Source organism: Burkholderia sp. Bmkn7, assembly GCF_041103175.1.
Taxonomy (GTDB): domain Bacteria; phylum Pseudomonadota; class Gammaproteobacteria; order Burkholderiales; family Burkholderiaceae; genus Burkholderia; species Burkholderia cepacia.
The window spans coordinates 297381-324037 of record NZ_JBGCUH010000001.1; the positions used below are offsets into that span (position 1 = coordinate 297381).

A 26657-nucleotide genomic window follows, 5' to 3' on the forward strand; every position below is an offset into this window, starting at 1 on the left:
GTCGTTCGGATCCGGCTGCACGTGCACGCGCATTGCCGCCGCGAAGGGGGCTGACGATGCGCGTGCTGCTCGTGACTTCGCCGCACCCGGAAGCGGCGTGGCTGCACAAGGCGCTGCAGGAGAGCGGGCACAGCCTGCAGCGTGCGGACGATCTGCGCGACGGGTTGTTCCTCGCGTCGCAGGAGACGTTCGACGCGATCGTCGCGACCGCGTTCGAGCCGGGCAGCGATGCCGCGCTGATCGCGATGCTGCCGCGTTTCGTCGCCGATGGCGGCGGCGCGGCACTGGTGGTGCTGATCGGCCAGGCGTCGGCGCGCGAGCGCATCCGCGTGCTGCACGCAGGTGCCGATGCGTGTTTCGGCGCGCCGTATTCGTTCATCGAGTTGCACGAGCGCCTGCAGGCGTTGCAGCGGCTGGCCGGGCCGCGCGACACGGAAGGCCCGGTCGCGGCGGTGTCCATGCTGGAAACGCTCGCGCGCGAACTCAAGGACGGCAAGCTGCGCCTCGCCGTGACGCGGCGCGAATGCCTGCTGCTCGAATGCCTGATGCGCCACCCGAACGCGCCGGTGCCGCGCGACCAGTTGATCCGGTATGTGTGGCAGGACAAGGACGATGTCGACCCTTCGAGCGTCAATCTCGTGGTGTCGCGGCTGCGCCGCAAGCTCGCGCGGCATCTGCCCGATGTCCGGATCGATACGGTGAGCCGCTACGGTTACCAGGTGACGCTGCCGGACGCATAGCCGCGCGGCCCGGGCCGGCCCCCTGTACGAACGGGCGCGTTGCCGATGGCAGCGCGCCCGTCGTGCGTTTACGAGCCGAAGAACGGCACACAGAAATCGGGCGGGCCGACACAATCGCCGGGGCCGTCGGGTTGCGCGCCGGCGCAGCCGGACAGCATCACGCCGGCCGCGATCGCGACGAGCGCGACACGGGCGGAACGAACGAGCAAGGGACGAAGCTTCATGAATGACGGGTGATGCGAGGGGTGGGCGGCGCGCGCCGGGCAGCACGCCCGGCCGCATGGCGGTGCGCATCAATGCGAATAGAGCGTGGAGTCGAGGTACTTGATCTGCCCGTCCTGTTCGGCGTGCACGAGTTCGGCGTAGACCTCGGCACGCGTCTTCTCGTGGATCGGCTGTCCGTACGGCGGCACCCACTGGCCGGCCGCCTGCGCGCCGGGCACGCCGTCCTTGGTGGCGGCCGGCGTCATCTGCGTCGCCGGGGTACTCGTCTGCGCGAATGCGGGAACGGACAGCGCGGCACACGCGGCGAGCAGCGTGGAAGCGACGATCGAGATGGTTTTCATGTTCGGAATCCTCATGATGATTGACTGGATCATCCCCGGTGCGGCCAGTCGATGCCGCGCATCGGGTTGAGGACAAGCATAGGGGAGCGGCGCTATCGGATCGGCATACGCAACGTGAAAAGAAATTCATGCGCGGGTGCGTTCCGCACGGACATGAATGCGGTGTATCGCGAGGATGAAGAAGGTTTCATTTTTCGGGCCGTTTCGATAACGGCGCTGTCATGCCCGCTGCCTAAATTGTGCGCCATCGCATCGCGGCCGGGTCGGCCGTTCCACACCGGCCGGCGATGCGAGAAGACCGATCCACTCTAGCGAAACCATCATGAAGAAACTTCTGGCAATCCCGGCAGCGGTTGCGTGCCTGCTTGCGGGCGCGGCGCATGCGCAGAGCAGCGTCACGCTGTACGGCACGATCGACGCGGGCCTGGACTACATCAGCAACCAGAAATCGGCGGCCGGCGCGGGGCCCGCTTACGGCGTGCAGAGCGGCAACGTCAGCACGTCGCGCTGGGGGCTGCGCGGCAACGAGGATCTCGGCGGCGGCCTGGCCGCCGTGTTCACCCTCGAGAACGGCTTCAACGTCGCGAACGGCAAGTTCGGCAACGGCGGCGACGAGTTCGGCCGTCAGGCCTGGGTCGGCCTCGCGAGCCGCCAATGGGGCACTGTGACGCTCGGCCGGCAATACGATTTCCTGGTGGACTTCGTCGCGCCGCTGTCGGCGACGGGCTCGGGATTCGGCGGCAACCTCGCCGATCACCCTTACGACAACGACAACCTCGCCAACGACACGCGGATGAACAACGCGGTGAAGTTCCGCAGTGCAGACTATGGCGGCTTCACGTTCGGCGGCGCGTACGGTTTCAGCAACCAAGGCGGCGGGTTCAGCAACAACAACGCGTACAGCGTCGGCGCGCAGTATGTGAACGGCCCGGTCGACCTGGCCGTTGCCTACCTGCAATCGAACCAGCCGGGCGGCGTGAATGCGCCGCAGAACACCGGCGGCTCGCTCAGCAGTTCGGACGGCGATGCGATGCTCGTGGGCGGCCGCTGGCGCACGTTCGGCGCCGGCGCGCACTATGCGTTCGATCATGCGACGATCGGCTTCGTCTATTCGAGAACGATCCTGAACGACCCGCGCGAACTGTCGCAGGGCGGCGCGTACGGCACCGTGAACGGCCAGTTGCTGACCTTCAGCAACTACGAACTGAACGGGCGCTACTTCCTGACGCCCGCCTTCTCGCTCGGCGGCTCGTATACGTTCACGCAAGGCCGCTTCGACGATGCGGGCCGCAGCATCGCGCCGAAGTGGAACCAGTTCATGCTGCAGGCCGACTATGCGCTGTCGCGCCGCACCGATCTTTATCTCGAAGGCGTGTATCAGCGCGTGACGGGCGCGGACGGTGTCGCGGTGCTCGGCAACGCGGGGATCTTCAATCTGGCCGCGTCGGGCAACGATCGCCAGGCGGTGGTCGCGGCCGGCATCCGTCACAAGTTCTGATCGGCCGGGCCCGCGTAAAAAAAGCACCCGTCGCGATGACGGGTGCATCCAAACGCGACACGCTCCCCACGTGCCGCAACGGGCTCAGGTCGTCGAACGCGCCGGCGTCGCGACCGGCGCTTACGCGCCGGACGCTGCGTCGTCGGCCGACCACCCTCCGCCCAGTGCCGCGATCAACCCGACCGCCGCCAGCTGCCGGCGCGTATCCAGTTCCAGCATCGACACCTTCGTCTCGAGCTCGGTGGTTTGTGCGGTCACCACGTCGAGGTAGCTGACGACGCCGTCCCGATAGCGCGACATCGACAACTGCAACGTGCGTTCGGCCGCGTCGAGCGCTTCCTGCTGGCGATCGGCTTCGTCGCCGAGATGGTGCGTGAGCGCGAGGTTGTCTTCCACCTGCTGGCACGCATCGAGTACCACCGCGCGGTATTTCGCACCGTTCTCGGCCAGCTGCGCGTGCGCCTGGGCCGTGAGCGCCTGGCGGCGGCCGCCGTCGAACAGCGTGAGCGCGAGGCTGGGCCCGATCGACCAGATCTCGTTCGGCGCGCTGAGCCAATGGCCGAGCCCCGAACTCTGGTATCCGCCGATCAGCCCGAGCGTGATGTCGGGGAAGAACGCCGCGCGCACCACGCCGATCCGCGCGTTGGCGGCCGCCATGCGGCGTTCGGCGGCCGCGACGTCCGGCCGCCGTTGCAGCAGCGTGGCGGGAATGCCGGCCGGGATCGCGGGCAGATACGCGACGCTCAGGTCCGGCGCGAGCGAGAACGACGACGCCGGCACGCCGGTGAGCGTCGCGATCGCGTGCTCGTACAGCGCGCGCCGAGCCCGCACGTCCTCGGCCGACGCGCGGGCCGAGTCGAGCTGCGTCTGTGCGCGCGAGACGTCGAGATCGGATGCGATGCCGCCCGCGTGCCGGCTCATCGTGAGTTTCAGCGCACGCCGGTACGTGTCGATCGTGTCGGTCAGCAACTGCTGCTGCTGGTCGAGCCCGCGCAGGTTGAAGTACGCGTTCGCGAGGCTGGCCTGCAGGCTCAGCTGCACCGATGCGAGATCGTCGGCGCTGGCCTGCGCGTTCGCGCGCCCGGCCGCGACCTCGTTGCGCACCTTGCCCCACAGGTCGAGGTCGTAGTCGAACCCGGCGTCGAGCGTGTTCGAGCCGTACACGTTCGGCTGGTTCGAGCCGCGCAGCGGGCGCGTGGCCGATTGCCGGTTGCTCGAGACCTGCGCGCCGAGGCCGATGGTCGGGAACAGCCCTGCGCGCGCCTGATCGAACAGCGCGCCGGCTTCGTCATGGCGGGCCACCGCGGCGGCCACGTCGGGGTTGGCGGTCGCCACCCGCGCTTCGAGCCGGTCGAGCACCGGATCGCGGAACGCCTTCCACCAGCCGTCGCGGGCGATGCGGTCGGCCGGCTGTGCCGGCTGCCAGCCGCCCGCTTCCTTGAAACGGGCAGGCAGCGCGGTGGTCGGCGCGTGATAGACGGGCGCGAACGAGCAGGCGGAGAGGAACGCGACGCCGGCGAGCATCGCGCAGAGCCGACGCGGGTTAGCCATTCGCACGCTCCGTGTCGCGCACGGCCGCCGCGACGGTGCCGGCCGGCGTCGCGAGCCGGACGCGGTCGCCCGCGGACAGCGAGTCGGGCGGGTTGTCGATCACGCGATCGTCGGGCGCGAGGCCGGTCGCGATCTGCACGTGCGTGCCGAGGTCGGTCGCGATCGTGACGGGCTTGAGCACCGCGCGATCGTCCTTGCCGACCACGGCGACCTGCAGGCCGGCCTGGCGGAAGATCAGCGAGCTGGCCGGAATCGTCAACGCGTGGCTGCTGCCGGCCGGCAGCGCGAAATGCACCTCGGTGTATTCGCCCGGAATCAGCTTGCCGTCGCGGTTGTCGACCATCAGCTGCACGAGCAGCGTGCCGGTCGAATCGGCGATCGAATCGTCGGTGTCGGCGAGCGTCGCATGGAAGGTCTCGCCCGGATGCTCGGGCACGGTCAGCGTCGCGCTCATGCCGGGGCGGATCGCGGCGGCCTCGTTCTGCGGCACGCTCACGTAGACGCGCATCCGGTGCACGTCGGACACGGCGAACAGTTCGGGGCCGGTGCCGCCGCCGGCCGAGATCAGCTGGCCGATGTCGGTCTTGCGCGCGGTGACGACGCCGTCGAACGGCGCGACGATGCGCTTGAATGCCTCCAGCGCGTCGAGACGCCGCACGTTGGCCTCGTTGGCCGCGACGATCGCCTGCTTGGCGGCGAGGTCGCTGGTCTTCTCGTCGGTTTCCTGCTGCGACACGGAATCCTGCGCGAGCATCCTGGTCCAGCGCGCGGCCGTGGATGCGGCCAGCTTCTCGTTGGCGAGCGAACTCTGCAGGTCGGCGCGCGCCTGCTGCAGCTGCTGGTCGAGCTCGGGCGTGTCGATCAGGCCGAGCAGCTGGCCCGACTTCACGTGCGCGCCGATATCGGTGTACCACGCATGCAGGTAACCCGACACCTGCGCATGGATCGGCGCGCTTTCGAACGCGGACAGGTGGCCGGGCAGCACGAGCGCGGCGCCGTCGCCGCCGGTCGTCGGCGTGTACGCGGCCACTGTCGGTATGGCCTGGTCGGCGGACCAGGTCGTCATTTCCTGTTTCGCGTGTGCGCGGCCTGCAATGCCGGCCGTCACGATGCCGGCTGCGACCAGCGCGGCGATCGTGGCGACGAGCTTGAGGTTGGGCAGCCGTTTCGGGGACTTGATTTCGATCTCAGTGGACATGGGAAGCTCCGGACGCGGAAGGGGAGGAAGCGCGGGGTGCGTCGTGTTTCAGCGCATCGCGCCGATGCACGAGGCTGAACACGACGGGAACGAAGAACAGTGTCGCGATCGTCGCGCATGCGAGGCCGCCGATCACGGCGCGGCCGAGCGGCGCGTTCTGCTCGCCGCCGTCGCCGAGGCCGAGCGCCATCGGCGCCATGCCGATGATCATCGCGAGCGCGGTCATCAGCACGGGCCGAAAGCGCGTGAAGCCGGCTTCGAGCGCCGAGGCGAGCGCGTTGCCGGTTTCGGCGAGGCGCTCGCGCGCGAAGCTGACGACGAGGATCGCGTTCGCGGTGGCCACGCCCATGCACAGGATCGCGCCGGTGAGCGCGGGCACCGACATCGGCGTGTGCGTGGTGAACAGCATCCAGACGATGCCGGCCAGCGCCGCCGGCAGCGCGGAGACGATCACGAACGCATCGGCCCACGAGTGGAAGTTCACGACGATCAGCAGGTAGATCAGCACGATTGCGCCCACGAGCCCGAGCAGCAGGCCGGTGAACGCGCTGTTCATGGTCTGCACCTGGCCGCGCAGCGTGACGGTCGAGCCCTTGGGCAGGTCCCTCGCGGTGGCCTTGACGACGCTGCCGATGTCGGCGGCGACGGCGCCGAGGTCGCGGCCCTGGGTGGTCGCGTAGATGTCGAACAGCGGTTCGATGTTGTAGTGCGACACCACCGCGTTGCCGACGCCGCGCGTGATCGTCGCGAGACCGCCGAGCAGCTGCGACTGGCCGTTCGCGCCGGTGACAGGCAGGTTCTGCAGCGCCGACAGCGTGGTCATCCGGTACTGCGGCGTCTGCGCGACGATCGGATAGGACACGCCGTTACGCGGATTGAGCCAGTAGGTCGGGTCGACCTGGCTGGTGCCCGCGAGCGTCGCGACCACCGAGTTCGTCACGTCCTGCTCGGTGATGCCGAGCTGGTCGGCACGCGTCCGGTCGACCGCCACCGTGAACTGCGGATAGGTACTGGCCTGCTGGATGCGCGGGTCGGCCACGCCGGCGATCAGGCGCAGCTTGCGGTACAGCTCACGCGCATAAGCGAGGTTGGCCTGCTGGTTGGGGCCGGCCACCTGCAGGTCGACCGGGGCCGGTGCGCCGAAGTTGAGGATCTGGCTGACGATGTCCGCCGGCAGGAACGAGAACGTCGTGCCCGGATAGGCGCGCGGCAGGCGTTCGCGCAGCTCGCGCACGTAATCGGCCGTCGGTGCGTGATCCTTCGACAGCGAGATCAGGATGTCGCCGTCCTGCGGCCCGAGCGTGCCGCTGTTGTTGTAGGTCAGGTTGATCCCGCTGTTCGGCAGGCCGATGTTGTCGATCACTTCGCGCAACTGCGCGGGCGGGATCACGCCGCGAATCGTGTTTTCGATACGGTCGAACTCGGCGGCGGTTTCCTCGACCCGCGTGCCGACCGGCGCACGCACGTGCAGCGAGATCTCGCCCGAGTCGATGGTCGGGAAGAAGTTGCGGCCGAGCCACGGGACGAGCAGGAACGATGCGGCGACCACGCACAGGAACGCGACGACGAACGGCTTGCGGCGCGTGAGCGCGAGGCCCAGCAGGATCCGGTACGACGCGCGCACGGACTCGAAGCGGCGCTCGAATGCACGCTGGAAGCGCACCAGCGGATTGCGCGACGGCGGCACGTCGTGCGCGCCGGCATGGCCCGCGTGCGCATCCATGATCGCCGCGAGCTCGCCCGACGCATGGCCGGCCGACGCGTGCGGCTTGAGCAGGTATTGCGCGAGCATCGGCACGAAGGTGCGCGACAGCACGAACGACGACATCATCGAGAAGATCACCGCCTTCGCCATCGGCACGAACAGGAAGCGCGAGATGCCGTCGAGCATCAGCATCGGCACGAACACGATGCAGATGCACAGCAGCGAGACGAGCGCCGGCATCACGATCTGTTTCGCGCCGTCGACGATCGCGGTGCGCGTGTCCTTGCCCTGTTCGAGGTGCCAGTTCACGTTCTCGATCGTCACCGTCGCATCGTCGACCAGAATCCCGACCGCGAGCGCGAGGCCGCCGAGCGTCATCACGTTGAGCGTTTCGCCGGTGGCCGCGAGCAGCGCGATCGCCGAGAGCACGGCCAGCGGGATCGACGCGGCGATGATCAGCGTCGAGCGCCACGAGCCGAGGAACAGCAGGATCATCAGCGACGTGAGCGCGGCGGCGATGATGCCTTCCCGCGCCACGCCGCTGACGGCGCCGTTCACGAAGGTCGACTGGTCGCCCATCGTGACGAGCTTCAGGCCCGGCGGCAGCGTCTGTTCGACCAGCGGCAGCTTCGCCTTCACGCCCGCGATGATGTCGAGCGTCGATGCCGAGCCGTTCTTCAGGATGCTCATCAGCACGGCGCGATGGCCGTCCACGCGCACGATGTTGCCCTGCGGCGGGTAGCCGTCACGCACATGCGCGACGTCACGGATATAAATCGTCGTGCCGTCGACCGACTTGATCGGCAGGTCGTTCAACGCGTCGAGCGAGAGCGGGCTGTTGTTGAGCTTGATGTTGTATTCGAAGCGGCCGATCTTCTGCGTGCCGGCCGGGATGATCTGGTTCTGCTGCGCGAGCGCGTGCGCGACGTCCTGCGCCGACAGCCCTTTCGACTGCAGCGCCTGCGGGTCGAGGTCGATCTGCACTTCACGCGACTTGCCGCCATACGGCGTCGGAATCGCGACACCGGGCACCGACAGCAGCTGCGGTCGAATGAAGTTGACCGCGTAATCCGCCAGCTTCTGTTCGTCGAGCGTGTTGCTGGTCAGCGCGATCTGCAGCACGGGGACGGTCGACGCGTTGTAGTTGAGGATCTGCGGCGGCGTGGTGCCGGGCGGCATCTGTTTGAGCACGGTCTGCGAGATCGACGTGACCTGCGCGGTCGCCGTGCGGATATCGACGGTCGGCTGGAAGAAGATCTTCACGATGCCGTAGCCGCGGAACGATTGCGATTCGATATGCTGGACATCGTTGACCGTCGTGCCGAGCGTGCGCTCGTAGTACGTGATCACGCGTCCGGACATGTCGTCCGGCTGCAGGCCGGCGTAGTTCCAGACGACGCTGATCACCGGAATGCGGATATCCGGGAAGATGTCGATGGGCGTGCGGAGTGCCGCGAGCGGTCCCGCGATCAGGATCAACAGCGCCAGCACGACGAACGTGTAGGGCCGGGTGAGCGCGAGCCGGACAATTTTCAGCATGGGGTGCTGCTCCGTTCAAAAGCGTCGTGAAGAAGAGCCGGATGCGCGCGGCTTCGGGAAAACACCGATACGCAGCCGATGACCGCATTCTGCGGAGCGGCCCCTAACAGCCGGTCGCTAAAAAAATGAAAGAAGTTTTAGGTGGCGGCGGCCGGATTCAGCCGAGCATGTAGCCCGCGCCGCGGATCGTGCGGATCAACGGTGCCGCATCCGGCCGGTTCACCTTCTTGCGCAGGCGGCCGACGTGGACGTCGATCAGGTTGGTGCCCGGATCGAAACGGCAGCCCCACACCGCCTCGAAGATCATCGTGCGCGTGAGCACGCGCCCGGCGTGGCGCATCATGAATTCGAGCACGCGCAATTCGGTCGGCAGCAGCGCGAGTTCGCTCGCGCCGAGCGTGACACGGCGCCGCACCAGGTCGAATGCGAGCTCGCCCGTGCGCAGCACCGTCTCGACCGGCGCGCCGCGCGGCCGGCGGCGGATCAGCACGTCGATGCGCGCGCACATCTCGTCGAGCGAGAACGGCTTGACGAGATAGTCGTCGCCGCCCGCGCGCAGCCCCTGGATGCGCTGGTCGACGTCGGACATCGCGCTCATCACGAGCACCGGCGTGTCGAGGCCGACGCCGCGCATCGTCGCGAGAATCGTGAGCCCGTCGAGATCCGGCAGCATGCGGTCGAGCGTCACGACGTCGTAGTCCGCGCTCATCGCCCTGGCCATGCCGTCGCGGCCGGTGCGCGCGACGTCCACCTGGTGGCCGGCGGCGCGCAGCGCCTGGGTGATGTGATCCGCGATCAGCGGATCGTCTTCGATCGTCAGGATGTGGGGCATGGACGGAGCGGCCCGGGCGGAATCAGGCGGCGGCGCGCTCGGGCGCGCGATAGTGGTCGACCACGTAGTCGATGAAGCTGCGGACCTTGGTCGACAGATGGTTGCGGCTCGGGTAAAGCATCGAGATGCAGCGCGCGCCGCCGTTCACTTCGTAGCGTTCGAGCAGCGGCACCAGCGCGCCGCGTGCGAGATCGTCGGCGACGAGCGGGTGCGGCAATTGCGTGATGCCCATGTGATTGAGTGCCGCGATCCGCACCATCATGCTGCCGGTCGAGGCCAGCGCGTTGCCGGTGTAGACGCGGTAGGAACCGTCGACGTCCGAGAATTCCCAGCTGCGCGCGGTGCCGTTCGACACGGTCAGCAGGCTGTGTTCGTTCAGTTCGGCTGGGTCGTTCGGCGTGCCGTGGCGCGCGAGGTACTCGGGCGATGCGACGACAACGTCGCGCACGCTCGTCAGCATCCGCGACACGAAGGTCGCGTTGACGAGGCGGCGATCGTCGCAGAAGCAGACGTCGTAGCCGCCCTCGACCATGTCGACATGCGTGTCGAACGTGGTCACGTCGAACCGGACGCGCGGATGCCCGTCGCGATATGCCGACAGCAGCACGCCGAGGCCGGCCGCGACGGAGGTCGCCGACGCGGCGATCCGCAGCGTGCCGCGCGGGTCGCGCGTGACCTGCACGAGGTTCGATTCGATCTCGTCGAGCTTCTCGATGATCGTGCGGCAGCCGTCGAGATATTCGCGGCCGGTCTCGGTGAGGGACAGGCTGCGGGTCGTCCGGTTCAGCAGTCGCATGTTCAGGTGCGCTTCGAGCATGCCGACGCTGCGCGTGACCGCGGCCGCCGACATCCCGAGCTGGCGCGCGGCGAGATTGAAACTCGACAACTCGACTACGCGCGTGAACACGCGCATCGCTTGCAGTTGGTTCATGGTCCGCCGAAGGAAAGAATTGACCGTTCGCATGCGCCGCCGACGCATCGCTCGATGCGTGCCGCCGCGCGTGACCGGCAGGGTAGCGAGCCGATTATGGGATGCGGGCCGACGCCGGACGCTTAAAAAACGACGCGGAATGGATGAAATTTCGTTTAAGGAAGCGGCGGACGACGCGGGGGAAGACGCGTGCGCGTGCGGGACGGCGTTCTCGCCTGTTGCTGCGATTCACTGAACACGCGTGTCGTCGAAGGTCTCGACCATACCGTCGAGATCGTCGTGCGTCGCGACGACGAATACGCGTTTTCCGCAACGGCAGACAATCTAAAAATAAATTAATGAAGCTGCATCAAATCTTCAGGTGCGCGCGTGACGCGGCTGCCGATAATGGGCCGATACGAGTAGCCACGAGGAACGCAATAATGACGCAGCCGCTGAGTATCAAGATGATCCAGGAACACGGCAAGCCGGTGGTGCTGGTGTCGATCGAACGGGGTGCCGCGGTGCTCGATCCGGAGGACGTCGATGCGGTCATCCAGTATCTGAGCCTGTTGCGCGCGTCGATGCAGCCGGCCGTGCCCGAGATGCCGCCGCGCGCGCAGCAGTTCGTGACGGAGATGGACCCGTGCTGGTACGCGGAGCGCCATCCGCTCTACGGCGGCGCGGTGCTGTTGCTGCGGCACACGGGGCTCGGCTGGGCGAGTTTCGCGCTGCCGCCGCGCAGCCTCGAGCGTCTGCACGGGTCGCTCACGCAACTGCTCGAGGACGAGCAGATGGTGGTCAGCCTGCCGAACTGATTCGACGCGCGGGTCGATCGCACCGGCCGGGGCCGGCTTCCGGTACACGGGAAGCCGGCCTCTTCGCGCGATCGCCTAGAACGTGTGGCGCAGCCCGATCCGGCCGACCGCCTGCCGGCCGCTCGACGACGGATCGAAGCCCGCGACCTGCGCGACGCCGCCGCCCGACGCCATCTGCAGTGCCGCGAGCGCGTAGACCGCCGTGCGCTTCGACAGTTCGTACTCGGCGCTCGCGTTCAGCTGACGGTATTTGGGTTCCTGGCCGGTCGCGTGGTCGCGGCCGGTCGTGTAGGTATAACCGAGGCCGAAGTTGAGCTGGCTCGTGGCGGCGAGCGTGCCGGCGACTTCGTAGTTCTGGAACTTCACGTCCTGCTCGTCGTCGCCTTGCTGGAAATCGACGTCGGTGAAGTTGCCCATCAGCTTCAGTTTGCCGAGCTGGTACGACGCGCCGGCCGCGAAGATGTTCTGGCTGCGCGCGTTCATGAGCGCGTCGCCGTATACCGCGTTCGTGTATCCGCCGCCGTTCTGGTAGCTCTGCACAGCCTGCTCCGGATCGTTGACGCGCAGGTAACCGACACCGGCCGAGAACGGCCCGTTCGTGTACGCGAGCGCCGCGCTGTACGCGGCGTTGTCGGAGAAGCGGCCGGGCTGCCCGCCGAACGAGTAGAGCACCTCACCCGTGAAACCGGCGATCGTCGGGCTCGTGTATTTCACGGCATTGCTGATCGCGAAGCCGTTGTCGAGGTTGTCCATGTCGTTCGGGTGCGAGAAATACCAGCCCCCGTAATAGTCGTTCAGCGAATACGGCTCGATCAGGTCGACGATCGGATCCCACTGCCGGCCGAGCGTCAGCGTGCCCATGCGCTGGTCGGACAGCCCGACGTAAGCGTTGCGCGAGAACGCGAGGCCGCTGCCGAGCCCGCCGTTCGTGGAATTGAAGCCGCTTTCGAGATCGAAGATCGCGGCGAGCCCGCCACCGAGATCTTCCTTGCCGCGCAACCCCCAGCGGCTACCGGCGCTGACGCCGCTCGCCATCTGCCACAGGTGCTGGCCGTCGACGTTCGACGCGAAGTCGATCCCGGTGTCGATGACGCCGTACAGCGTGACGCTGCTTTGCGCATGCGCGTGGGAGAACAGGCCGCAGCAGGCGAGTGCGCACGTCATGCGCAGCAGCCGTGTCGTTTTATTCATGGATGAAGGTCTCGAACGTAGGTTGACGGATATTGTTCGCAGTCCTTGTTTAAAGGGCTGGTCGTCGAGAATATAGCTGCGTCAAAAGCGTGCGGATCGGCAATTCAGTCTTTCAGTTTTTGCGTTGGTTTCGTGCCTGCGGGCGGTCGACAACGCGGGTGTTGGGCGCTGTGGGTTGTTCGTTTCGGGGTTGCGGGCTTGGGGGATGATTCGTTTCGCCCTTCCGGGAAGCGGGCATGCTCCTGGCCGCTTCGAGGGGGAGTTGACGCCGCGCTTCGCAACGCGACCGACATTGACGACATCGACGCGCAGTGCGTCAGCGCTTGAATAGGCCCGGATCTCGAGGCTCCCGGTCGACCATGACCTGCGAACTATTTTCAGAACAGGCGTAATTTTCAGAGAAATAATCATTCGTACCGGTTCGGGTTTTGAATGATCGGCGGGCTTTATTCAATTCAGATATCAACCGACGAATCAAATTATCGAACAATGGAGGCGGCCATGCCGGTGGCTCCCGAACGCGAAATTCCGGGATCGATCATTCACGATCGTCAAGCACCAGAATCCGCGTTACGTCAGGGCTGACGAGCGAAGCAAGCGGGAATGGATGATTCGATGCCGCGAATCAAAAGATTATCAATGAGGGACGTTTATTTTTCCGGTTTTTGCGGATAAGGTTCGACTCGGTGAAAGTGATTTGTCAGAAAGCATGGTGATTGTTTATTGCTTGCCGCGGTTTCATTCGACCGCCGCTTTCGCCGATCAGCATGCGCGACGACGCGTCGACAGGAATCTCTTCGCGGAATCTTGCGACAGGCTCGATGTGCGCATATCCGTTTCGACATTCATGCCATGAGAGGGCTCATGAACAAGAACATCCGCAGCTACGTTGCTTCCGTCATGCCACGCGCGCTGGCCGGTGTCGCACTGCTGGTCGCGGCGGCCGGTGCGCACGCGCACGGCCGTTTGACCGAACCGCCTTCGCGCATCGTGCTGTGCACGCAAGGCCAGAATCCGAACTGCCCTGTCGACGCGTGGCACGCGAACGCGATGGAGAACGGCAAGTTCTTCCCCGCGACGCAAAGCGGCCTGTCGGATCCGTTCGCGCCGGACGACGCGAAGAATGCCGCACCGCCGAAGGATGGCGAAATCGCCGGCGCCAGCACGAATGGCCCGCTGCCCGTGCTGAACGAGCAGGCGCCGGGCCGCTGGGAGAAGATCCCGCTACGGCCGGGCGCGGTGCAGAATTTCAAGTGGGAGTTCAGTGCCGTGCACAAGACGCGTCGCTGGAACTACTTCATTACACGCGCCGACTGGAACCCGTCGGAAAAGCTCACGCGTGCGCAGTTCGAGCCCACGCCGTTCTGTACGATCCAGAATCCCGGCCAGCCATACTGGGACCCGAACGCGAACCTGGTGCCCCAGCAGCCGACCATTCACGCGTGCCGGCTGCCGATGCGTAGCGGCTACCACGTGATCCTCGCGGTCTGGGAAGTCGCGGATACGGCGATGGCGTTCTATCAGGTCGTCGACGCGATCTTCACCAATGGCGATACGACACGCAGCCCGTTCTGATACGGCCGCGACATGACGCGCCCGGCGATGCCCGGCGCGTCATGAATTGAAGAACCCGCGTGAGGGACGCGGTGGGCGGCACTCACACGGCAACCGGCTTACCCGGCGACCACCTGGTTGCGGCCTCCCGGTTCGATGGATGCATCAGGGTCGGCAGCCAATACGATGAAGCCCGATCGCGCCGCCTTAATTTCGTTGATTTGAACAATCAGCCAAATGGCTGCGGAATATCCGGTTGAATTATCGAATGGCGATAATTGCAATATGGCCATGCGATCGTGTGAATATTTCTGGTTTGGATCTGGGTGAAAATACTCGATTCAAGGGTTGATGCTTGACGATTATGTAGTATAACCAAACGAAACGTGGGCGTCGGATTGAAGCATCACTACATCGGTCGGTGAAAGACCAGTGTCCGCCGCCGCGTGGCAGGCCCGCTATCCCGGGCCTGCGTGACGGCTACACGTACCGCCTGCAGCGCGCTTGTGACGGACATCCGGCCTTGCGCGTAAGTGGCGTGCACACGCTTCACCAGCATCGACCGACGTCGTCGTTTTTTTCGTCGTAGATATAAAAACAGAATCAATATCGGAATTTGTTTCAGGTGGAAATTTGTAAGGTTGATTTTTTTGAATTCGACCTGGGCGGAGCTTTGTCGATCGAAAGGGGAAACCACCGGTTGGATGAGCCCCAAGGCTGATCTGGTCGCGATGTTGATTTGGTAGTCCGTATCAATGATGCCGACGCGTGCCGTCCGCGTGACGTGGCGAGTTTCCGTTACGCCTGCGCGGGCGGAGCGCGTCTTCCTGACATATTCCCCGGCATGTATCGCGTGGAAGACCGATGCCGGTAATGCGTATAACGCGATGAGGGCATGAAAATGAAGAGCAACCGATCCGGAATCATGCAGCGCTCGACCTTGAAGGGCGCGCTGGCGCTTCTGTTGGCATGGTCGTCCTTCGGCACTGGCACCGGCACCGCCGCGGCAGCCGGGACGGGTACCGGCACGGCGCCGGCATTCGTTTATAGCCCGTACAAGGACGCGACGATTTCGATGAACTGGAACACCAACGTCATCTCGTCGAACGTCACCGGTCAGATGAGCCCGGTGCTGTCGGTGCTGCCGGCCGGTGTCCGCACGCTGACGCTCGCGTTTGCGACGGGCGAATGCGGCAGCGAGAACTGGGCGGGCGTCGACGGCGGCGCGCTGGCGGCCGCCAACGTGCCGCTTTTCACCGCGGCCAATGTGAATTACGTGATTTCCACCGGCGGCGCGGCCGGCATGTTCACGTGCGGGACGGATGCGGGCATGGCGGCCTTCATCAATCGTTATGCGTCGAACAACCTCATCGGGATCGACTTCGATATCGAGGGCGGGCAGACACAACAGGTGATCGACGATCTCGTCCGGCGCGTGGCAGTCGCCCAGCAGAATTATCCCGGCCTGCGCTTCAGCTTTACGCTCGCGACGCTGGCCCCTTCCCAGCAGGGCGCGACCACGGCCAGCTCCTGGGGCGCCAGCGCTCCCGACAGCTTCAACGTGTATGGAGACTGGGTCATGCAGGCGATCCAGGCGCACGGCCTGAAGAACTACACCATCGACCTGATGACGATGGACTACGGGTCGGCGGGGGCGGGGAACTGCGTGGTGGCGAACGGCACCTGCCAGATGGGACAGTCGGCGATCCAGGCGGCGATGAACCTGCACGATCACTGGGGCGTACCGTACAGCCAGATCGAGCTGACGCCGATGATCGGCGGCAACGATGTGAGCGGCGAAACCTTTACGCCGGCCGATGCGGACACCGTTGCGCAGTTCGTGAAACAGAATGGCCTCGTGGGTGTCCACTTCTGGTCGTTCGACCGTGACGTCGATTGCCCGCCCGGCGCCGCATCGTCGACGTGCAACTCCATCGGCGGCGTCGGTACGCTCGGTTATACGAACCGGTTTGCCAACGACCTCGCACCCGGCAATTGAACGAAGCGGGGGCAGTGCGCCGGATCGGTGTGGGCTTCTGCGTCGACCGTACCTTCAAGCCGCGGCGGATCGCCCTTTCGGCTCGGCGAGGTGTGCCAGCCCGAGGCCCTCGAGCACCTGCGCCTGAATCGAGGCCGCTTGAGCGTTGAGGGCGTCGGCGCCGAATGACTCGCCCACGATCAAACGCGGCGGACGAGTACCGTTGGCTTGTGCGACAAGCTGCACGATCGCGTCGGCGACGTCGTGCGGGTTCGGCGCGTGGTCGCTCGCGAACAGCGCCATGAGCGTCTCCACCATCTTGTCCGGGATCGCACCGGCCTCGCCGTAGCCGGGTACGCGCGCGGCGTCGGCCGGCCGCTGCGCGCTGGCGAAAATATTCGTCGGATAGTTACTGGGTTGAACGAGAACGACGTCGATGCCCGACGTCGACAACTCGTAGCGGTAGCTGTCGGTCAACGCTTCGAGCGCGAACTTCGATGCGCCATAGAGACCGAAGAACGGAAACGTCACGCGGCCGAGTATCGAACCGATGTTCACGATCAGGCCTTCGCCCTGTTTCCTGAAGGTCGGCAGCACCGCCCTCGACGTTCGCTGGATGCCGAATACATTCACGTCGAAGAGCGCCTGTACCTGCTTTGTCGTAAACGCCTCGGAAATACCCGCTGATCCGATACCTGCGTTGTTGACGAGGACGTCGAGATGCCCGGCATTTTCCAGCACGGAAGCTACGCCTCGCTCGACGGACGCATCGTCCGTCACATCCAGTTCGATGACGTGCATGCCTTTCGCTTGAAGGGCATCGGCATGCGGCCGGTTTCGGCCGGCGATGTCGCGCATCGACGCGAATACCCGGTGCCCGGCCGCCGAGAGCGCTTCTGCAGTGTCGCGGCCGAAGCCGCTGCTGGCGCCGGTTATCAGAATGGTTTTGGACATGTCGAGTGTGTTCCAGCAAAACAGGGTTGGAGAGCCGCAACCGAATCAGCGCGAGCGCGTCCGATGCGATCGAGATGAAATGGACGATGTCATTCGAGAAATCTTCGCCGCATTGCTGCGCAGTCTAGGTTTTTCACGGAAAGCGGGCTATAGTCGCAAATGACATTAATAGATGTGTTTACGACATGAGATTGTCCATTCTGGCACTCGAAGGGCTGTTCGACACCGGCCTGACGGTGTTTTTGGATACCTTCGCGATGGCCAACGAACTGGCTGCCGCTCAGGGCTTCGCCGCGCCGCCCTTCGACGTCGAAGTGGTCGGCGTACGCAGACGCATCCGCACCGCGCACGGACTGTCCATGCTGGCGGAGCCCGCAAGCAGCGCACGCCATGCCGACTGGGTGGTCGTGCCCGCGCCCGGCATCAGGCAGCCGGAGCGCCTGATCGAGGCGCTGGAGCGTCCGGACATGTGCGATGCCATGGCGCACCTTCGGGCGTGGCATGCCGATGGCGTCGGCGTCGCCGCCGCTTGCATCGGCACGTTCGTGCTGGCGGAAGCCGGGCTTCTGGATCATCGCGAGGCGACGACCACCTGGTCGCTCTCGCCCTTCTTTCGGCAACGTTATCCTGCAGTCGATCTGAACGATTCACGCATGGTCGTCGCCGCGGATCGCCTGGTGACGGCGGGGTCGGCCATGGGCCATCTCGACCTTGCGCTGTGGTTGCTGCGTCAGGCGAGTCCCGAACTGGCCACGCTCGTTGCCCGTTTCATGCTGATCGACAAGCGTTCGTCACAGGCCGAATACATCGTTCCGGATTACCTTGCCCATGCGGATCCGCTGGTCGCTCGATTCGAGCGATGGACCCGCGAGCATCTTTCCACGGGTTTTTCGCTTCAGGCGGCGGCCGCCGCATTGGCCGTCGGACCGCGCACGTTGCAGCGCCGTACCGAGGCGGTACTCGGGAAGTCGCCATTGGCGTTCGTCCAGGATCTCCGCATCGAACGGGCGCAGAATCTCGTGTCGATGGGTTACGACCTGGAGACGATTGCGAGCGAGGTCGGCTACGCGGATGCGGCGACGTTGCGGGCCTTGTTGCGTCGCAGGCTCGGCCGTGGGGTGCGGGAATTGCGTGCCGGCAATCGATAGCGTCCGGCCTTGAAAAGCGGTGTTGCCGTACGCTGCGAAGGCAGCGCCAAGGGGCCGCGGGCGCCGCCGGAGCGGCGCTAGCGCATGCCGGCGCGGCCGTGAATATCCGTCAGTTCGACCATGAAATCCAGGAACGCCCGCGTCTTGGCCGGCACGTGATGCCGGGATGGGTAGTACGCATATAACGGATACCGCTCGTCGGCCCATTCGGGAAAGAGATTGATCAACCGGCCGTCGGCGATCAGCGGCTCGGCACCGAGCAGCAGCATCTGTGCAATGCCTGAACCGGCGAGGCACGCGCCGAGCAGGGCGCCCGGATCGTTGACCGTGAGGCGTCCCCGGGTGTCGACCACGATGCGTTTGCGCCGACGATGGAATTCCCAGGCGAACGGCTTGCCTGTCTCCGGGTTGCGAAATTCAAGGCATCGATGGCTCCGGCTTTCGAGATCCTCGGGTTTGGCCGGCCGTCCCCGGCGAGCGATGTACGACGGCGCCGCGACCGTCACGACGCCGGTATCGAGCAGCTTTCTCGCAATCAGGCTGGACGATCGCGGTTCGCCGAATCGCACGGCGAGGTCGAAGCCATCCATGACGAGGTCGCCCAGGCTGTCTCGCGCGATGAGCTCGATTTCGAGGTCGGGATGTGCGTCCATGAACGCATCGAGTCGTTGCCCGAGAATGGCCCGGTAAACGACGGGATCCAGATTGATCCGCAGCTTTCCGCGCACGACGGAGGCGCCGCCCGCGGCCGCCGCGGCTGCTTCCTCCAGCCCGGCAAGATGCGGCATGACCTGCTCGTAAAACCTGCGGCCCTCTTCGGTCAGCGACACCGACCGCGTCGTTCGATTGAACAGCCGGATGTTCAGCCTTCTTTCCAGTCGCGCAATCGCTCGACTGACGCCCGGCGGCGTCATGCCTATTACGTCGGCCGCAGCCGCAAACGTGCCGGCATCGACCACGGCGGCGAACACGCTGATGCTGCCGGACAGTTTCTCGCTACTGGATCTCATGATTGTTCGAGTGCATACGGTGGCGGATCGCGGGCGACCCACGGAAGGCCGACACGCCGACGCCGGATAGCGCGGCCATGCCGGTCGTCGGCGTCGATCATGCCGAATTAGTGACGCGTTGTCACTTATCTGCTTCCATCCATGTCGTTTTGTTTCGCTCGATGTTTGGCCAGAATGCGACCGACGTATTCACACACGGAGAACGAGCATGTATGCGATAACAGGCATCACCGGCAAGGTCGGCGGCGCATTGGCCAGCGAACTGCTGGCCTCGGGGCGGTCGGTGCGCGCGGTCGCGCGCGACGCGACGCGGGCAGGGGCGTGGGCGGCGCGCGGGTGCGAGATTGCGACCGCCTTCATGGAAGACCCATCGTCGCTCGCCGCCGCGTTCACGGGCGCTGCGGGCGTTTTCATCCTGCCGCCTTCGGAGTTCGATCCGGAGCCCGGGTTTCCCGAGGCGCGGAAGGTGATCGAGGCCGTGTCCGCGGCGCTTCTGCAGGCGCGCCCCGAAAAGGTCGTTTGCCTGTCGACGATCGGTGCGCAGGCTGACGAGCCCAATCTGCTCACGCAACGCACGCTGATGGAACAGGCGCTGCGCGAGATGCCGATGCCCGTGACGTTCCTGCGGCCCGGCTGGTTCATGGAGAACGCCGCGTGGGACGTCGCGTCCGCGCGCGACGATGGCGTCGTCGCCAGCTACCTGCAGCCGCTCGACAAGCCCGTGCCGATGGTCGCCACCGCGGACGTAGGTCGCGTCGCGGCAGAACTGCTCCAGCAGACCTGGCGCGGTGTGCGTGTCGTCGAGCTCGAGGGCCCGCGCCGCGTGAGCCCCGACGATCTTGCACTCGCCTTCGCTCGCGTTCTGGGGCGGCCGGTGCGCGCGGAAGGCGTCGACAGGCGAACGTGGGAAGCGCTGTTCCGCGCGCAGGGCATGAAACATCCACTACCCCGCATGCGCATGCTGGACGGCTTCAACGAAGGCTGGATCGATTTCGAAAGTAATCCGGAAGAAATCATGCGCGGGCACATCGAACTGGATGCGGTTCTCGGCGAGCTTGTGTCGCGTGCGGTCTGAATGAATGCGGTGGGCGACGAGTGGCGCGTTTGTGCCACGCGCCAACGATGCATCGTCGCGGTCGAACCACTGCCGTATTCCGTTTCGATCTTGTGTCGTGATTGTCGCTATTAATGTCATTTGTGACTATGGATCGGGCCTCGTCGCGAGTCTAGACTGCGAAGCATTTCCGGCATCCGCAGATCTCTGCCGCACCTTCTGTTCGACAAGGCCCATCCGATGACATTTTCGCCAGAACTTCACCTGCTGACGCTCACTGCACTCGCAACGCTGCTGATGTGGATTCCGTACATGCTGGCCAGGATCACGACGCGTGGCCTGATGGCGGCCCTGAACAATCCCGATCCGTCCCGTCCGCCCGATCCGCCGTGGGCGGAGCGCGCACGTAGCGCGCATGCGAACGCGATCGAGAATCTCGCCGTGTTCGCCCCGCTCGTGCTGATGTGCGCGATGACGGGGGCGAGCGGCCCGGCGACGGTGTTCTCGGCCAAGCTCTATCTGGGTGCCCGGTTGGTTCACTACGTGGTCTACGCCGCCGGCATTCCCGTCGTTCGCACGATCGCTTTCCTGGCCGGCTTCGCGGCGACGCTCACGTTTGCTGTTGCATTGCTCGGACACGCGAGCTAACCCCACGCACTTGCGTTTCACTTGCCCGCTTACTTCAGAGGTCACCATGAAATCGACTCCCGGCAACATCCTCGACACGATCGGCAACACGTCACTCGTCCCGTTGCGAAACGTCGTCCCGAAGAACGGCGCACGCCTTTTCGTCAAGCTCGAAAGTCAGAATCCAACCGGCAGCATGAAGGATCGGATCGCGCTCGAGATGATCGAAGCTCCCGAGCGGGATGGGCGTCTGAAGCCCGGCGGCGCAGTGGTCGAATACACCGGCGGCAGCACCGGCGTGTCGCTGGCGCTGGTGTGTGCCGTCAAGCGGCATCCGCTGCATCTGGTTTCATCGGATGCGTTCTCGAAGGAAAAGCTCGATCACATGCGCCTGCTGGGCGCGAAGCTGACGCTCGTCCCCAGCGACAACGGCAAGCAAACCGAGAAGCTGACGAAGGACATGATTCGCGAAGCGCATCGAATTGCCGGCGAGACGGGCGCATACATCACGGCGCAGATGGAAAACACCGATCAGCTCAACGCCTATACGAAGATGGCCGACGAGATCTGGGAGCAGACCGGCGGCCGCCTCGACGGCTTCGTCCAGAGCGTCGGCACGGCTGCGTCGCTGCGCGGGATTTCGCGGCGCTTGCGCGAACACGATGCACGCATTCGGATCGCCGGTGTGGAACCCGCCGAATCCGCGGTACTGTCGGGTGGCCCTACCGGCGCGCACAAGATCGACGGGATCGGCGCGGGTTATGTCGTGCCGCTTTGGCGCGACGGGATTGCTGACGAGCTCGAGCGTGTCTCCACGGAGGAGGCGAGAGCCATGGCGTTTCGACTGGCCGCCGAAGAGGGGTTGTTCTGCGGTACGTCGACCGGAGCCAACGTAACTGGCGCATTGCGACTCGCCGAACGGCTTGGCCCGGACGCCACGATCGTGACGATCATGTGCGACACCGGCATGAAGTACCTGAAGTCGTTCGCGCCAACGACGGGCTGACGGTCATTCGTCGTAGCCGCATCGTTTTGCACCGAGACCGGCTTCGTCATGCGCATCAGGTGAACGACGATCGGCGCGACCGGCACGGCCGGCACGACGCTGACGATCCAGGGGCGGGCGCGGCGCCGTGCTGGCGGGAAGGCCTCGGGTTCACTCACGTCCGCCTCACGCTTGGATGATGCATCGCTCTACTGAACGACATGAAAGGATTCCTGATAACAAAGAGGTGGAGCGAATGAAAAGGGACGGCGTCTGCGACGCGGCCCTCTACCGTTGATCGACGATCGACCGGTGCCGCATCGGGATGCGCGTGCGACGGCGGACAGTCGTTACGGTTGGTCGGCAGCAGTGCGTCGGCTTCGGTATCGGCATCGATCGGTTGCCGGCGGACTTCGGCGCGCGTGAGCGACGCCAGCGTGGACGGTGTGAAGGTCAGCGTGCCGAACGGCAGGGTCGGTGCCTGTTATTAACCTATATGGATCCGGCCATTAGCGGCATTGGCGGATTTGGCCCGCAGCGTATTCCAAGTGATGCGCAGGTGACGTTTGCCTTTACCGCGCGACTCTCTTCGCGGCTATTGGGGCCATCCTGATCGTCGTGACCCGATTAAGCGATTAATGGCACGTAATCGAATCAATCACGTGGAAAGTTACGCTTTGCTTTTCAGAATAAAAAATGTGTGATTGGGTAACATTAATTGCGTCGATTTTAAATCGCGCGCAGGCATTTTCAGGTGCGGCATAATTCGGTTCGGCGGCGTACAATTCGCTGCGAAACGGCAATGCCGTGACAAATTCATCATTCCCCCCGAATCCCCTTGAAACCAGTTGGTTTGCTCTTGATCGCCATTTGCATGGTTGCCGGGCACAGCTAGCGCCTGTCGCGCACGCCCACAGCAGCCCGAATGCAGAATGACCCCCAACCGATACGACAACTCGCCCCGACACATGGCGACCGTCATCGACACCAAGGAAGCAAGATGCCGACATTCCAGGTGATGTTGAAGATGGCACTCTACGTTTCGCTGGTCCTGGCCACGCCAGGCCCGACAAATACCTTGTTGCTGTCCTCGGGAATCAGGGTCGGCTTCCGGCAATCGTCGCCGCTCCTGGTTGCGGAGGCATCGGGCTACGGCTTCGCGATTTCCCTGTGGGGTTTCTTCCTGGTGACCTTCGCGGCCACGCGGCCCTGGCTTTACGATGTGCTGAAGCTGGGGAGTTCGGCCTACATCTTCTATCTCGCCCTGCAACTATGGAAAAGCCCGCACCTTGACGGCATCCGGTCGGGCACGATCGGCTTTCGCGACATGTTCGTCGCGACGACCATGAACCCGAAGGCGTTGTTGTTCGCCACGGCGATCTTTCCCCCGCAGGCGTTCGTATCGGTTCCGTTCTATCTTTGCTCGATCGCGGTCTTCACGGTGCTCGCCGTGACGATCGGTTCGATGTGGCTTGTGGTCGGCGGCGTCCTGACGGCGCGCCGGTCGCTGGCCACCCATACCGGAACGCTGCTTCGCGGCGCGTCGGTCGTGCTGGCGATGTTCGCGGGCACGCTGGCGTTTTCCGTACTCAACCGCTAAGGCCTGTCGGGTAGCACCCCTCTCCTCGCCGGGTGCGGGTCGAATTCGCCGAAATACGCAAGGGTCGACATCATTGTTTCGAAAATGGTGGCGACCTCATTCGTTTCCCGTTAATTGGGTGGTTCGTTTATCGTTTTTATACAATAAATCGATGCGTTTGCTAAAAGTGAAATGATTGATTTTTAAAAATGTGAATGTTCATCTGGAAAATATCTCGTCGATATTTTATGGATTGAATATTTCTCTGGGGCAATGAAAATTGATATGAAATTTTGCGAGGTGTGCCGTCGTGAACGCTGTTAAGGTGTGTCCGGCAGGTTACGCGAACGGTATGAAAAGCTTCGGGAGGCTGAAGTTTCATGTGAATTCGATGAGCTAATGGCAATTGGCGCATTGGCAAGCCAATCCATTCCCGACGCGTTACCGGACGATTTACGCGTTCAGCTCGATCAGGCGGCACTATCCCTTCAGGTTTCAAATCCTATGAGAACCGTGTCATGAGCAACCCGATCAAGAATATCGTCATCGTGGGCGGCGGCACCGCGGGCTGGATGGCCGCTTCGTACCTCGTCCGGGCGCTCCAGCAGCACACGAGCATCACGCTCGTCGAGTCCGCGGCGATCCCCCGGATCGGCGTGGGCGAGGCGACCATCCCGAGTTTGCAGAAGGTGTTCTTCGACTTCCTCGGGATACCGGAGCGGGAGTGGATGCCCCAGGTGAACGGCGCGTTCAAGGCCGCCATCAAGTTCGTGAACTGGAGGAAGTCCCCCGAGCACGCGCGCGACGATCATTTCTACCACTTGTTCGGCACCGTGCCGAACTGCGACGGCGTGCCGCTTACCCACTACTGGATGCGCAAGCGCGAACAGGGCTTCCAGCAGCCGATGGAGTACGCGTGCTACCCGCAGCCCGGGGCGCTCGACGCCAAGCTCGCACCGTGCCTGTCCGACGGCACCCGCCAGATGTCCCACGCGTGGCACTTCGATGCGCACCTGGTAGCCGACTTCCTGAAGCGCTGGGCCATCGAGCGCGGGGTGAAACAGGTGGTCGACGAGGTCGAGCAGGTTCACCTGAACGAACGCGGCCACATCGCCAGCCTGTCCACCAAGGAAGGGCGCACGCTGGAGGCGGACCTGTTCATCGACTGCTCCGGCATGCGGGGGCTGCTGATCAACCAGGCGCTGAAAGAGCCCTTCATCGACATGTCCGACTACCTGCTGTGCGACAGCGCGGTCGCCAGCGCCGTGCCGAACGCCGATGCGCGCGTGGGAGTCGAGCCGTACACGTCGGCGATCGCCATGAATTCGGGGTGGACCTGGAAGATTCCGATGCTGGGCCGGTTCGGCAGCGGCTACGTCTTCTCCAGCAAGTTCACGTCGCGCGACCAGGCCACCGCCGACTTCCTCAACCTCTGGGGCCTCTCGGACAAGCAGCCGCTCAACCAGATCAAGTTCCGGGTCGGGCGCAACGGGCGGGCGTGGGTCAACAACTGCGTCGCGATCGGGCTGTCGTCGTGCTTCCTGGAGCCGCTGGAATCGACGGGAATCTACTTCATCTACGCGGCGCTTTACCAGCTCGTGAAGCACTTCCCCGATACCTCGTTCGACCCGCGGCTGGCGGACGCATTCAACGCCGAGATCGTCCACATGTTCGACGACTGCCGGGATTTCGTCCAGGCGCACTATTTCACGTCGTCGCGCGACGACACGCCGTTCTGGCTCGCGAACCGGCACGACCTGCGCCTCTCGGACGCCATCAAGGAGAAGGTTCAGCGCTACAAGGCAGGATTGCCGCTGACCACCACGTCGTTCGACGATTCCACGTACTACGAAACGTTCGACTACGAATTCAGGAACTTCTGGCTGAACGGAAACTATTACTGCATCTTTGCGGGCCTGGGCTTGCTGCCCGACCGGTCGCTGCCGCTCTTGCAGCACCGGCCGGAGTCGATCGACAAGGCCGAGGCGATGTTCGCCCGCATCCGGCGCGAGGCCGAGCGTCTGCGGACGAGCCTGCCGACCAACTACGACTACCTGCGGTCGCTGCGCGACGGCGGCGCGGGGTTGTCTCGCAGCCAGCCCGGGCCGACGCTCGCGGCGCCGGAAATCCTGTAGTGGAGCGCACCCTCGACCGCGCATGCGCATTCGCGGCGACGCACGCCGCGGTGGCGGCTTGCGATCCGCTGCGGGCGCGGGCACTCGTTCTGCAACTGCCGGGCCTGAACCGTCAAAAGGACGTGCCCGGCATCGTCGGCCTGTTGCGCGAGTTCCTCCCGGTGCGCGGCGTGCCCGCCGGCTGGGGCTTCGTCGAAGCCGCCGCCGCGATGCGGGACATCGGGTTCTTCCTGGGCTCGCTCAAGCGGCACGGCCACGAGCCCGTGGACGCGGTGCCCGGGCTCGAGCCGGTGCTGCTCGACCTGGCGCGCGTGACCGGCCTGCCGCCGCGCGAGACGCTCCTGCACGTGACGGTCTGGAACCCGGCAGCGGCCGACGCGCAGCGGAGCTACACCGGGCTGCGCGACGAAGCGCACCTGCTCGAGAGCGTGCGCATCTCGATGGCGGCGCTCGAGGCGGCCATCGGGATGACCGTCGAGCTGTACGACGTGCCCCTGCGGTCTCCGTCGTTCGCCGAAGGGTGCGACGAGCTGGCGGACTATCTCCACAAGATGGTCGAATCGATCGTTTACGCGTACCGCTATATCTCGGTGCAGGTCTTCTACGACGAGCTTCGGCCGTACTACGAACCGATTCGGGTCGGGGGCCGGAGCTACCTCGGCCCCGGCGCGGTGGAAATGCCGCTCTTCGTGCTGGAGCACGTGCTGTGGGGATCGCAATCGGATCACCCCGGTTATCGGGAATTCAAGGAAACGTACCTGCCCTACGTGCTTCCGGCGTTCGGGGCGATCTACGCGCGGTTCGCCGGGGCGCCGTCGCTCGTCGACCGCGTGCTCGGCGAGGTGCAGGCGGCCGGCGCGCGGGGCGAGCCCGTCGTGGCCGGGCTGGCGGCCCTCGACCGGGTCTTCGAGATCCTGCTGCGCTTCCGCGCGCCGCACGTCAAATTGGCGGAGCGGGCGTATGAAGTCGGGCGAAGCGGCCCGACGATCGGCAGCGGGGGGTACGCGCCCAGCATGCTCGGCGATCTGCTCACGCTCACGCGTGCCGTGCGGTCCCGCCTGCGCGCCGCGCTCGACGAGCCCTGA

23 protein-coding genes are annotated in these 26657 nt (G+C 64.9%); 12 read left to right on the forward strand and 11 right to left on the reverse strand.

Going from position 1 to position 26657, the window contains the following annotated elements:
* Nucleotides 1-56 precede the first annotated feature (56 nt).
* Complete coding sequence (locus AB3K92_RS01330) at nucleotides 57-740, forward strand: response regulator transcription factor (RefSeq protein WP_059485489.1); 684 nt, start codon at nucleotides 57-59, stop codon at nucleotides 738-740.
* Nucleotides 741-808: 68 nt separating this feature from the next.
* On the opposite strand, the gene AB3K92_RS01335 is transcribed toward AB3K92_RS01330, so the two are convergent.
* Together AB3K92_RS01335 and AB3K92_RS01340 are read right to left on the reverse strand one after the other, a co-directional pair.
* On the reverse strand, nucleotides 809-964 hold the full coding sequence (locus tag AB3K92_RS01335; RefSeq protein WP_162923038.1) for a hypothetical protein: 156 nt from the start codon (nucleotides 962-964) through the stop codon (nucleotides 809-811).
* Nucleotides 965-1033: 69 nt separating this feature from the next.
* Nucleotides 1034-1306, reverse strand: a complete 273-nt coding sequence (locus AB3K92_RS01340; protein ID WP_059621421.1) for a DUF4148 domain-containing protein — start codon at nucleotides 1304-1306, stop codon at nucleotides 1034-1036.
* A gap of 322 nt (nucleotides 1307-1628) precedes the next feature.
* Here AB3K92_RS01340 and AB3K92_RS01345 point away from each other — a divergent pair, with 322 nt between their 5' ends.
* Nucleotides 1629-2804, forward strand: coding sequence for a porin (locus tag AB3K92_RS01345; RefSeq protein WP_301853508.1), 1176 nt, complete (start codon nucleotides 1629-1631; stop codon nucleotides 2802-2804).
* Nucleotides 2805-2924: 120 nt separating this feature from the next.
* Here the strand turns inward: AB3K92_RS01345 and AB3K92_RS01350 are convergent, their stop codons facing one another.
* The 5 genes from AB3K92_RS01350 to AB3K92_RS01370 all read right to left on the reverse strand — a co-directional run bounded on the left by AB3K92_RS01350 (nucleotide 2925) and on the right by AB3K92_RS01370 (nucleotide 10560).
* Nucleotides 2925-4355 (reverse strand): efflux transporter outer membrane subunit, encoded by a 1431-nt coding sequence (locus AB3K92_RS01350; RefSeq protein ID WP_301853507.1) that lies wholly within the window; start codon nucleotides 4353-4355, stop codon nucleotides 2925-2927.
* On the reverse strand, nucleotides 4348-5553 hold the full coding sequence (locus AB3K92_RS01355; protein ID WP_048027482.1) for an efflux RND transporter periplasmic adaptor subunit: 1206 nt from the start codon (nucleotides 5551-5553) through the stop codon (nucleotides 4348-4350). Before AB3K92_RS01355 ends, AB3K92_RS01350 begins: the two co-directional genes overlap by 8 nt.
* The gene (locus AB3K92_RS01360; protein ID WP_301853506.1) at nucleotides 5543-8797 is read right to left on the reverse strand and encodes an efflux RND transporter permease subunit; all 3255 of its coding nucleotides are present in this window, start codon (nucleotides 8795-8797) and stop codon (nucleotides 5543-5545) included. Before AB3K92_RS01360 ends, AB3K92_RS01355 begins: the two co-directional genes overlap by 11 nt.
* A 157-nt stretch (nucleotides 8798-8954) precedes the next feature.
* Nucleotides 8955-9629, reverse strand: coding sequence for a response regulator transcription factor (locus AB3K92_RS01365; RefSeq protein WP_021160466.1), 675 nt, complete (start codon nucleotides 9627-9629; stop codon nucleotides 8955-8957).
* Nucleotides 9630-9651: 22 nt separating this feature from the next.
* Nucleotides 9652-10560 (reverse strand): LysR family transcriptional regulator, encoded by a 909-nt coding sequence (locus AB3K92_RS01370; RefSeq protein WP_042975648.1) that lies wholly within the window; start codon nucleotides 10558-10560, stop codon nucleotides 9652-9654.
* A gap of 422 nt (nucleotides 10561-10982) precedes the next feature.
* Between AB3K92_RS01370 and AB3K92_RS01375 the strand changes: the two genes are divergently transcribed.
* Nucleotides 10983-11357, forward strand: coding sequence for a hypothetical protein (locus AB3K92_RS01375; RefSeq protein ID WP_021160469.1), 375 nt, complete (start codon nucleotides 10983-10985; stop codon nucleotides 11355-11357).
* 75 nt (nucleotides 11358-11432) lie between these two features.
* Here the strand turns inward: AB3K92_RS01375 and AB3K92_RS01380 are convergent, their stop codons facing one another.
* The gene (locus AB3K92_RS01380; protein ID WP_301853515.1) at nucleotides 11433-12521 is read right to left on the reverse strand and encodes a porin; all 1089 of its coding nucleotides are present in this window, start codon (nucleotides 12519-12521) and stop codon (nucleotides 11433-11435) included.
* A gap of 927 nt (nucleotides 12522-13448) precedes the next feature.
* Between AB3K92_RS01380 and AB3K92_RS01385 the strand changes: the two genes are divergently transcribed.
* Nucleotides 13449-14123 carry a lytic polysaccharide monooxygenase gene (locus AB3K92_RS01385; protein ID WP_301853514.1) on the forward strand — a complete coding sequence of 225 codons (675 nt, stop codon included), beginning with the start codon at nucleotides 13449-13451 and terminating at the stop codon, nucleotides 14121-14123.
* 98 nt (nucleotides 14124-14221) lie between these two features.
* Here the strand turns inward: AB3K92_RS01385 and AB3K92_RS01390 are convergent, their stop codons facing one another.
* The gene (locus tag AB3K92_RS01390) at nucleotides 14222-14395 is read right to left on the reverse strand and encodes a hypothetical protein (RefSeq protein WP_301853505.1); all 174 of its coding nucleotides are present in this window, start codon (nucleotides 14393-14395) and stop codon (nucleotides 14222-14224) included.
* A gap of 632 nt (nucleotides 14396-15027) precedes the next feature.
* Here AB3K92_RS01390 and AB3K92_RS01395 point away from each other — a divergent pair.
* On the forward strand, nucleotides 15028-16101 hold the full coding sequence (locus AB3K92_RS01395) for a glycosyl hydrolase (RefSeq protein ID WP_081058717.1): 1074 nt from the start codon (nucleotides 15028-15030) through the stop codon (nucleotides 16099-16101).
* Nucleotides 16102-16155: 54 nt separating this feature from the next.
* Here AB3K92_RS01395 and AB3K92_RS01400 read toward each other — a convergent pair whose 3' ends face one another.
* Nucleotides 16156-17034 carry an SDR family oxidoreductase gene (locus AB3K92_RS01400; RefSeq protein ID WP_059862182.1) on the reverse strand — a complete coding sequence of 293 codons (879 nt, stop codon included), beginning with the start codon at nucleotides 17032-17034 and terminating at the stop codon, nucleotides 16156-16158.
* 185 nt (nucleotides 17035-17219) lie between these two features.
* Between AB3K92_RS01400 and AB3K92_RS01405 the strand changes: the two genes are divergently transcribed.
* Complete coding sequence (locus AB3K92_RS01405) at nucleotides 17220-18182, forward strand: GlxA family transcriptional regulator (protein WP_301853504.1); 963 nt, start codon at nucleotides 17220-17222, stop codon at nucleotides 18180-18182.
* Between the two features lie 77 nt (nucleotides 18183-18259).
* Here the strand turns inward: AB3K92_RS01405 and AB3K92_RS01410 are convergent, their stop codons facing one another.
* Complete coding sequence (locus tag AB3K92_RS01410) at nucleotides 18260-19192, reverse strand: LysR family transcriptional regulator (protein WP_042975650.1); 933 nt, start codon at nucleotides 19190-19192, stop codon at nucleotides 18260-18262.
* Between the two features lie 208 nt (nucleotides 19193-19400).
* On the opposite strand from AB3K92_RS01410, the gene AB3K92_RS01415 reads away from it, so the two are divergent.
* The 6 genes from AB3K92_RS01415 (at nucleotide 19401) to AB3K92_RS01440 (ending at nucleotide 26657) form a co-directional block, all read left to right on the forward strand.
* Nucleotides 19401-20267: an NmrA family NAD(P)-binding protein gene (locus AB3K92_RS01415; protein WP_059855951.1), complete on the forward strand. Its 867-nt coding sequence runs from the start codon at nucleotides 19401-19403 to the stop codon at nucleotides 20265-20267.
* Between the two features lie 219 nt (nucleotides 20268-20486).
* Nucleotides 20487-20894 (forward strand): MAPEG family protein, encoded by a 408-nt coding sequence (locus AB3K92_RS01420; RefSeq protein WP_048027470.1) that lies wholly within the window; start codon nucleotides 20487-20489, stop codon nucleotides 20892-20894.
* A gap of 10 nt (nucleotides 20895-20904) precedes the next feature.
* Nucleotides 20905-21879 (forward strand): PLP-dependent cysteine synthase family protein, encoded by a 975-nt coding sequence (locus AB3K92_RS01425; RefSeq protein WP_225723253.1) that lies wholly within the window; start codon nucleotides 20905-20907, stop codon nucleotides 21877-21879.
* Nucleotides 21880-22858: 979 nt separating this feature from the next.
* The gene (locus AB3K92_RS01430) at nucleotides 22859-23458 is read left to right on the forward strand and encodes a LysE family translocator (protein ID WP_301853503.1); all 600 of its coding nucleotides are present in this window, start codon (nucleotides 22859-22861) and stop codon (nucleotides 23456-23458) included.
* A gap of 497 nt (nucleotides 23459-23955) precedes the next feature.
* The gene (locus AB3K92_RS01435) at nucleotides 23956-25572 is read left to right on the forward strand and encodes a tryptophan halogenase family protein (RefSeq protein WP_301853502.1); all 1617 of its coding nucleotides are present in this window, start codon (nucleotides 23956-23958) and stop codon (nucleotides 25570-25572) included.
* Nucleotides 25572-26657 (forward strand): monodechloroaminopyrrolnitrin synthase PrnB family protein, encoded by a 1086-nt coding sequence (locus AB3K92_RS01440; protein ID WP_021160483.1) that lies wholly within the window; start codon nucleotides 25572-25574, stop codon nucleotides 26655-26657. The genes AB3K92_RS01435 and AB3K92_RS01440 overlap by 1 nt, the downstream gene beginning before the upstream one ends.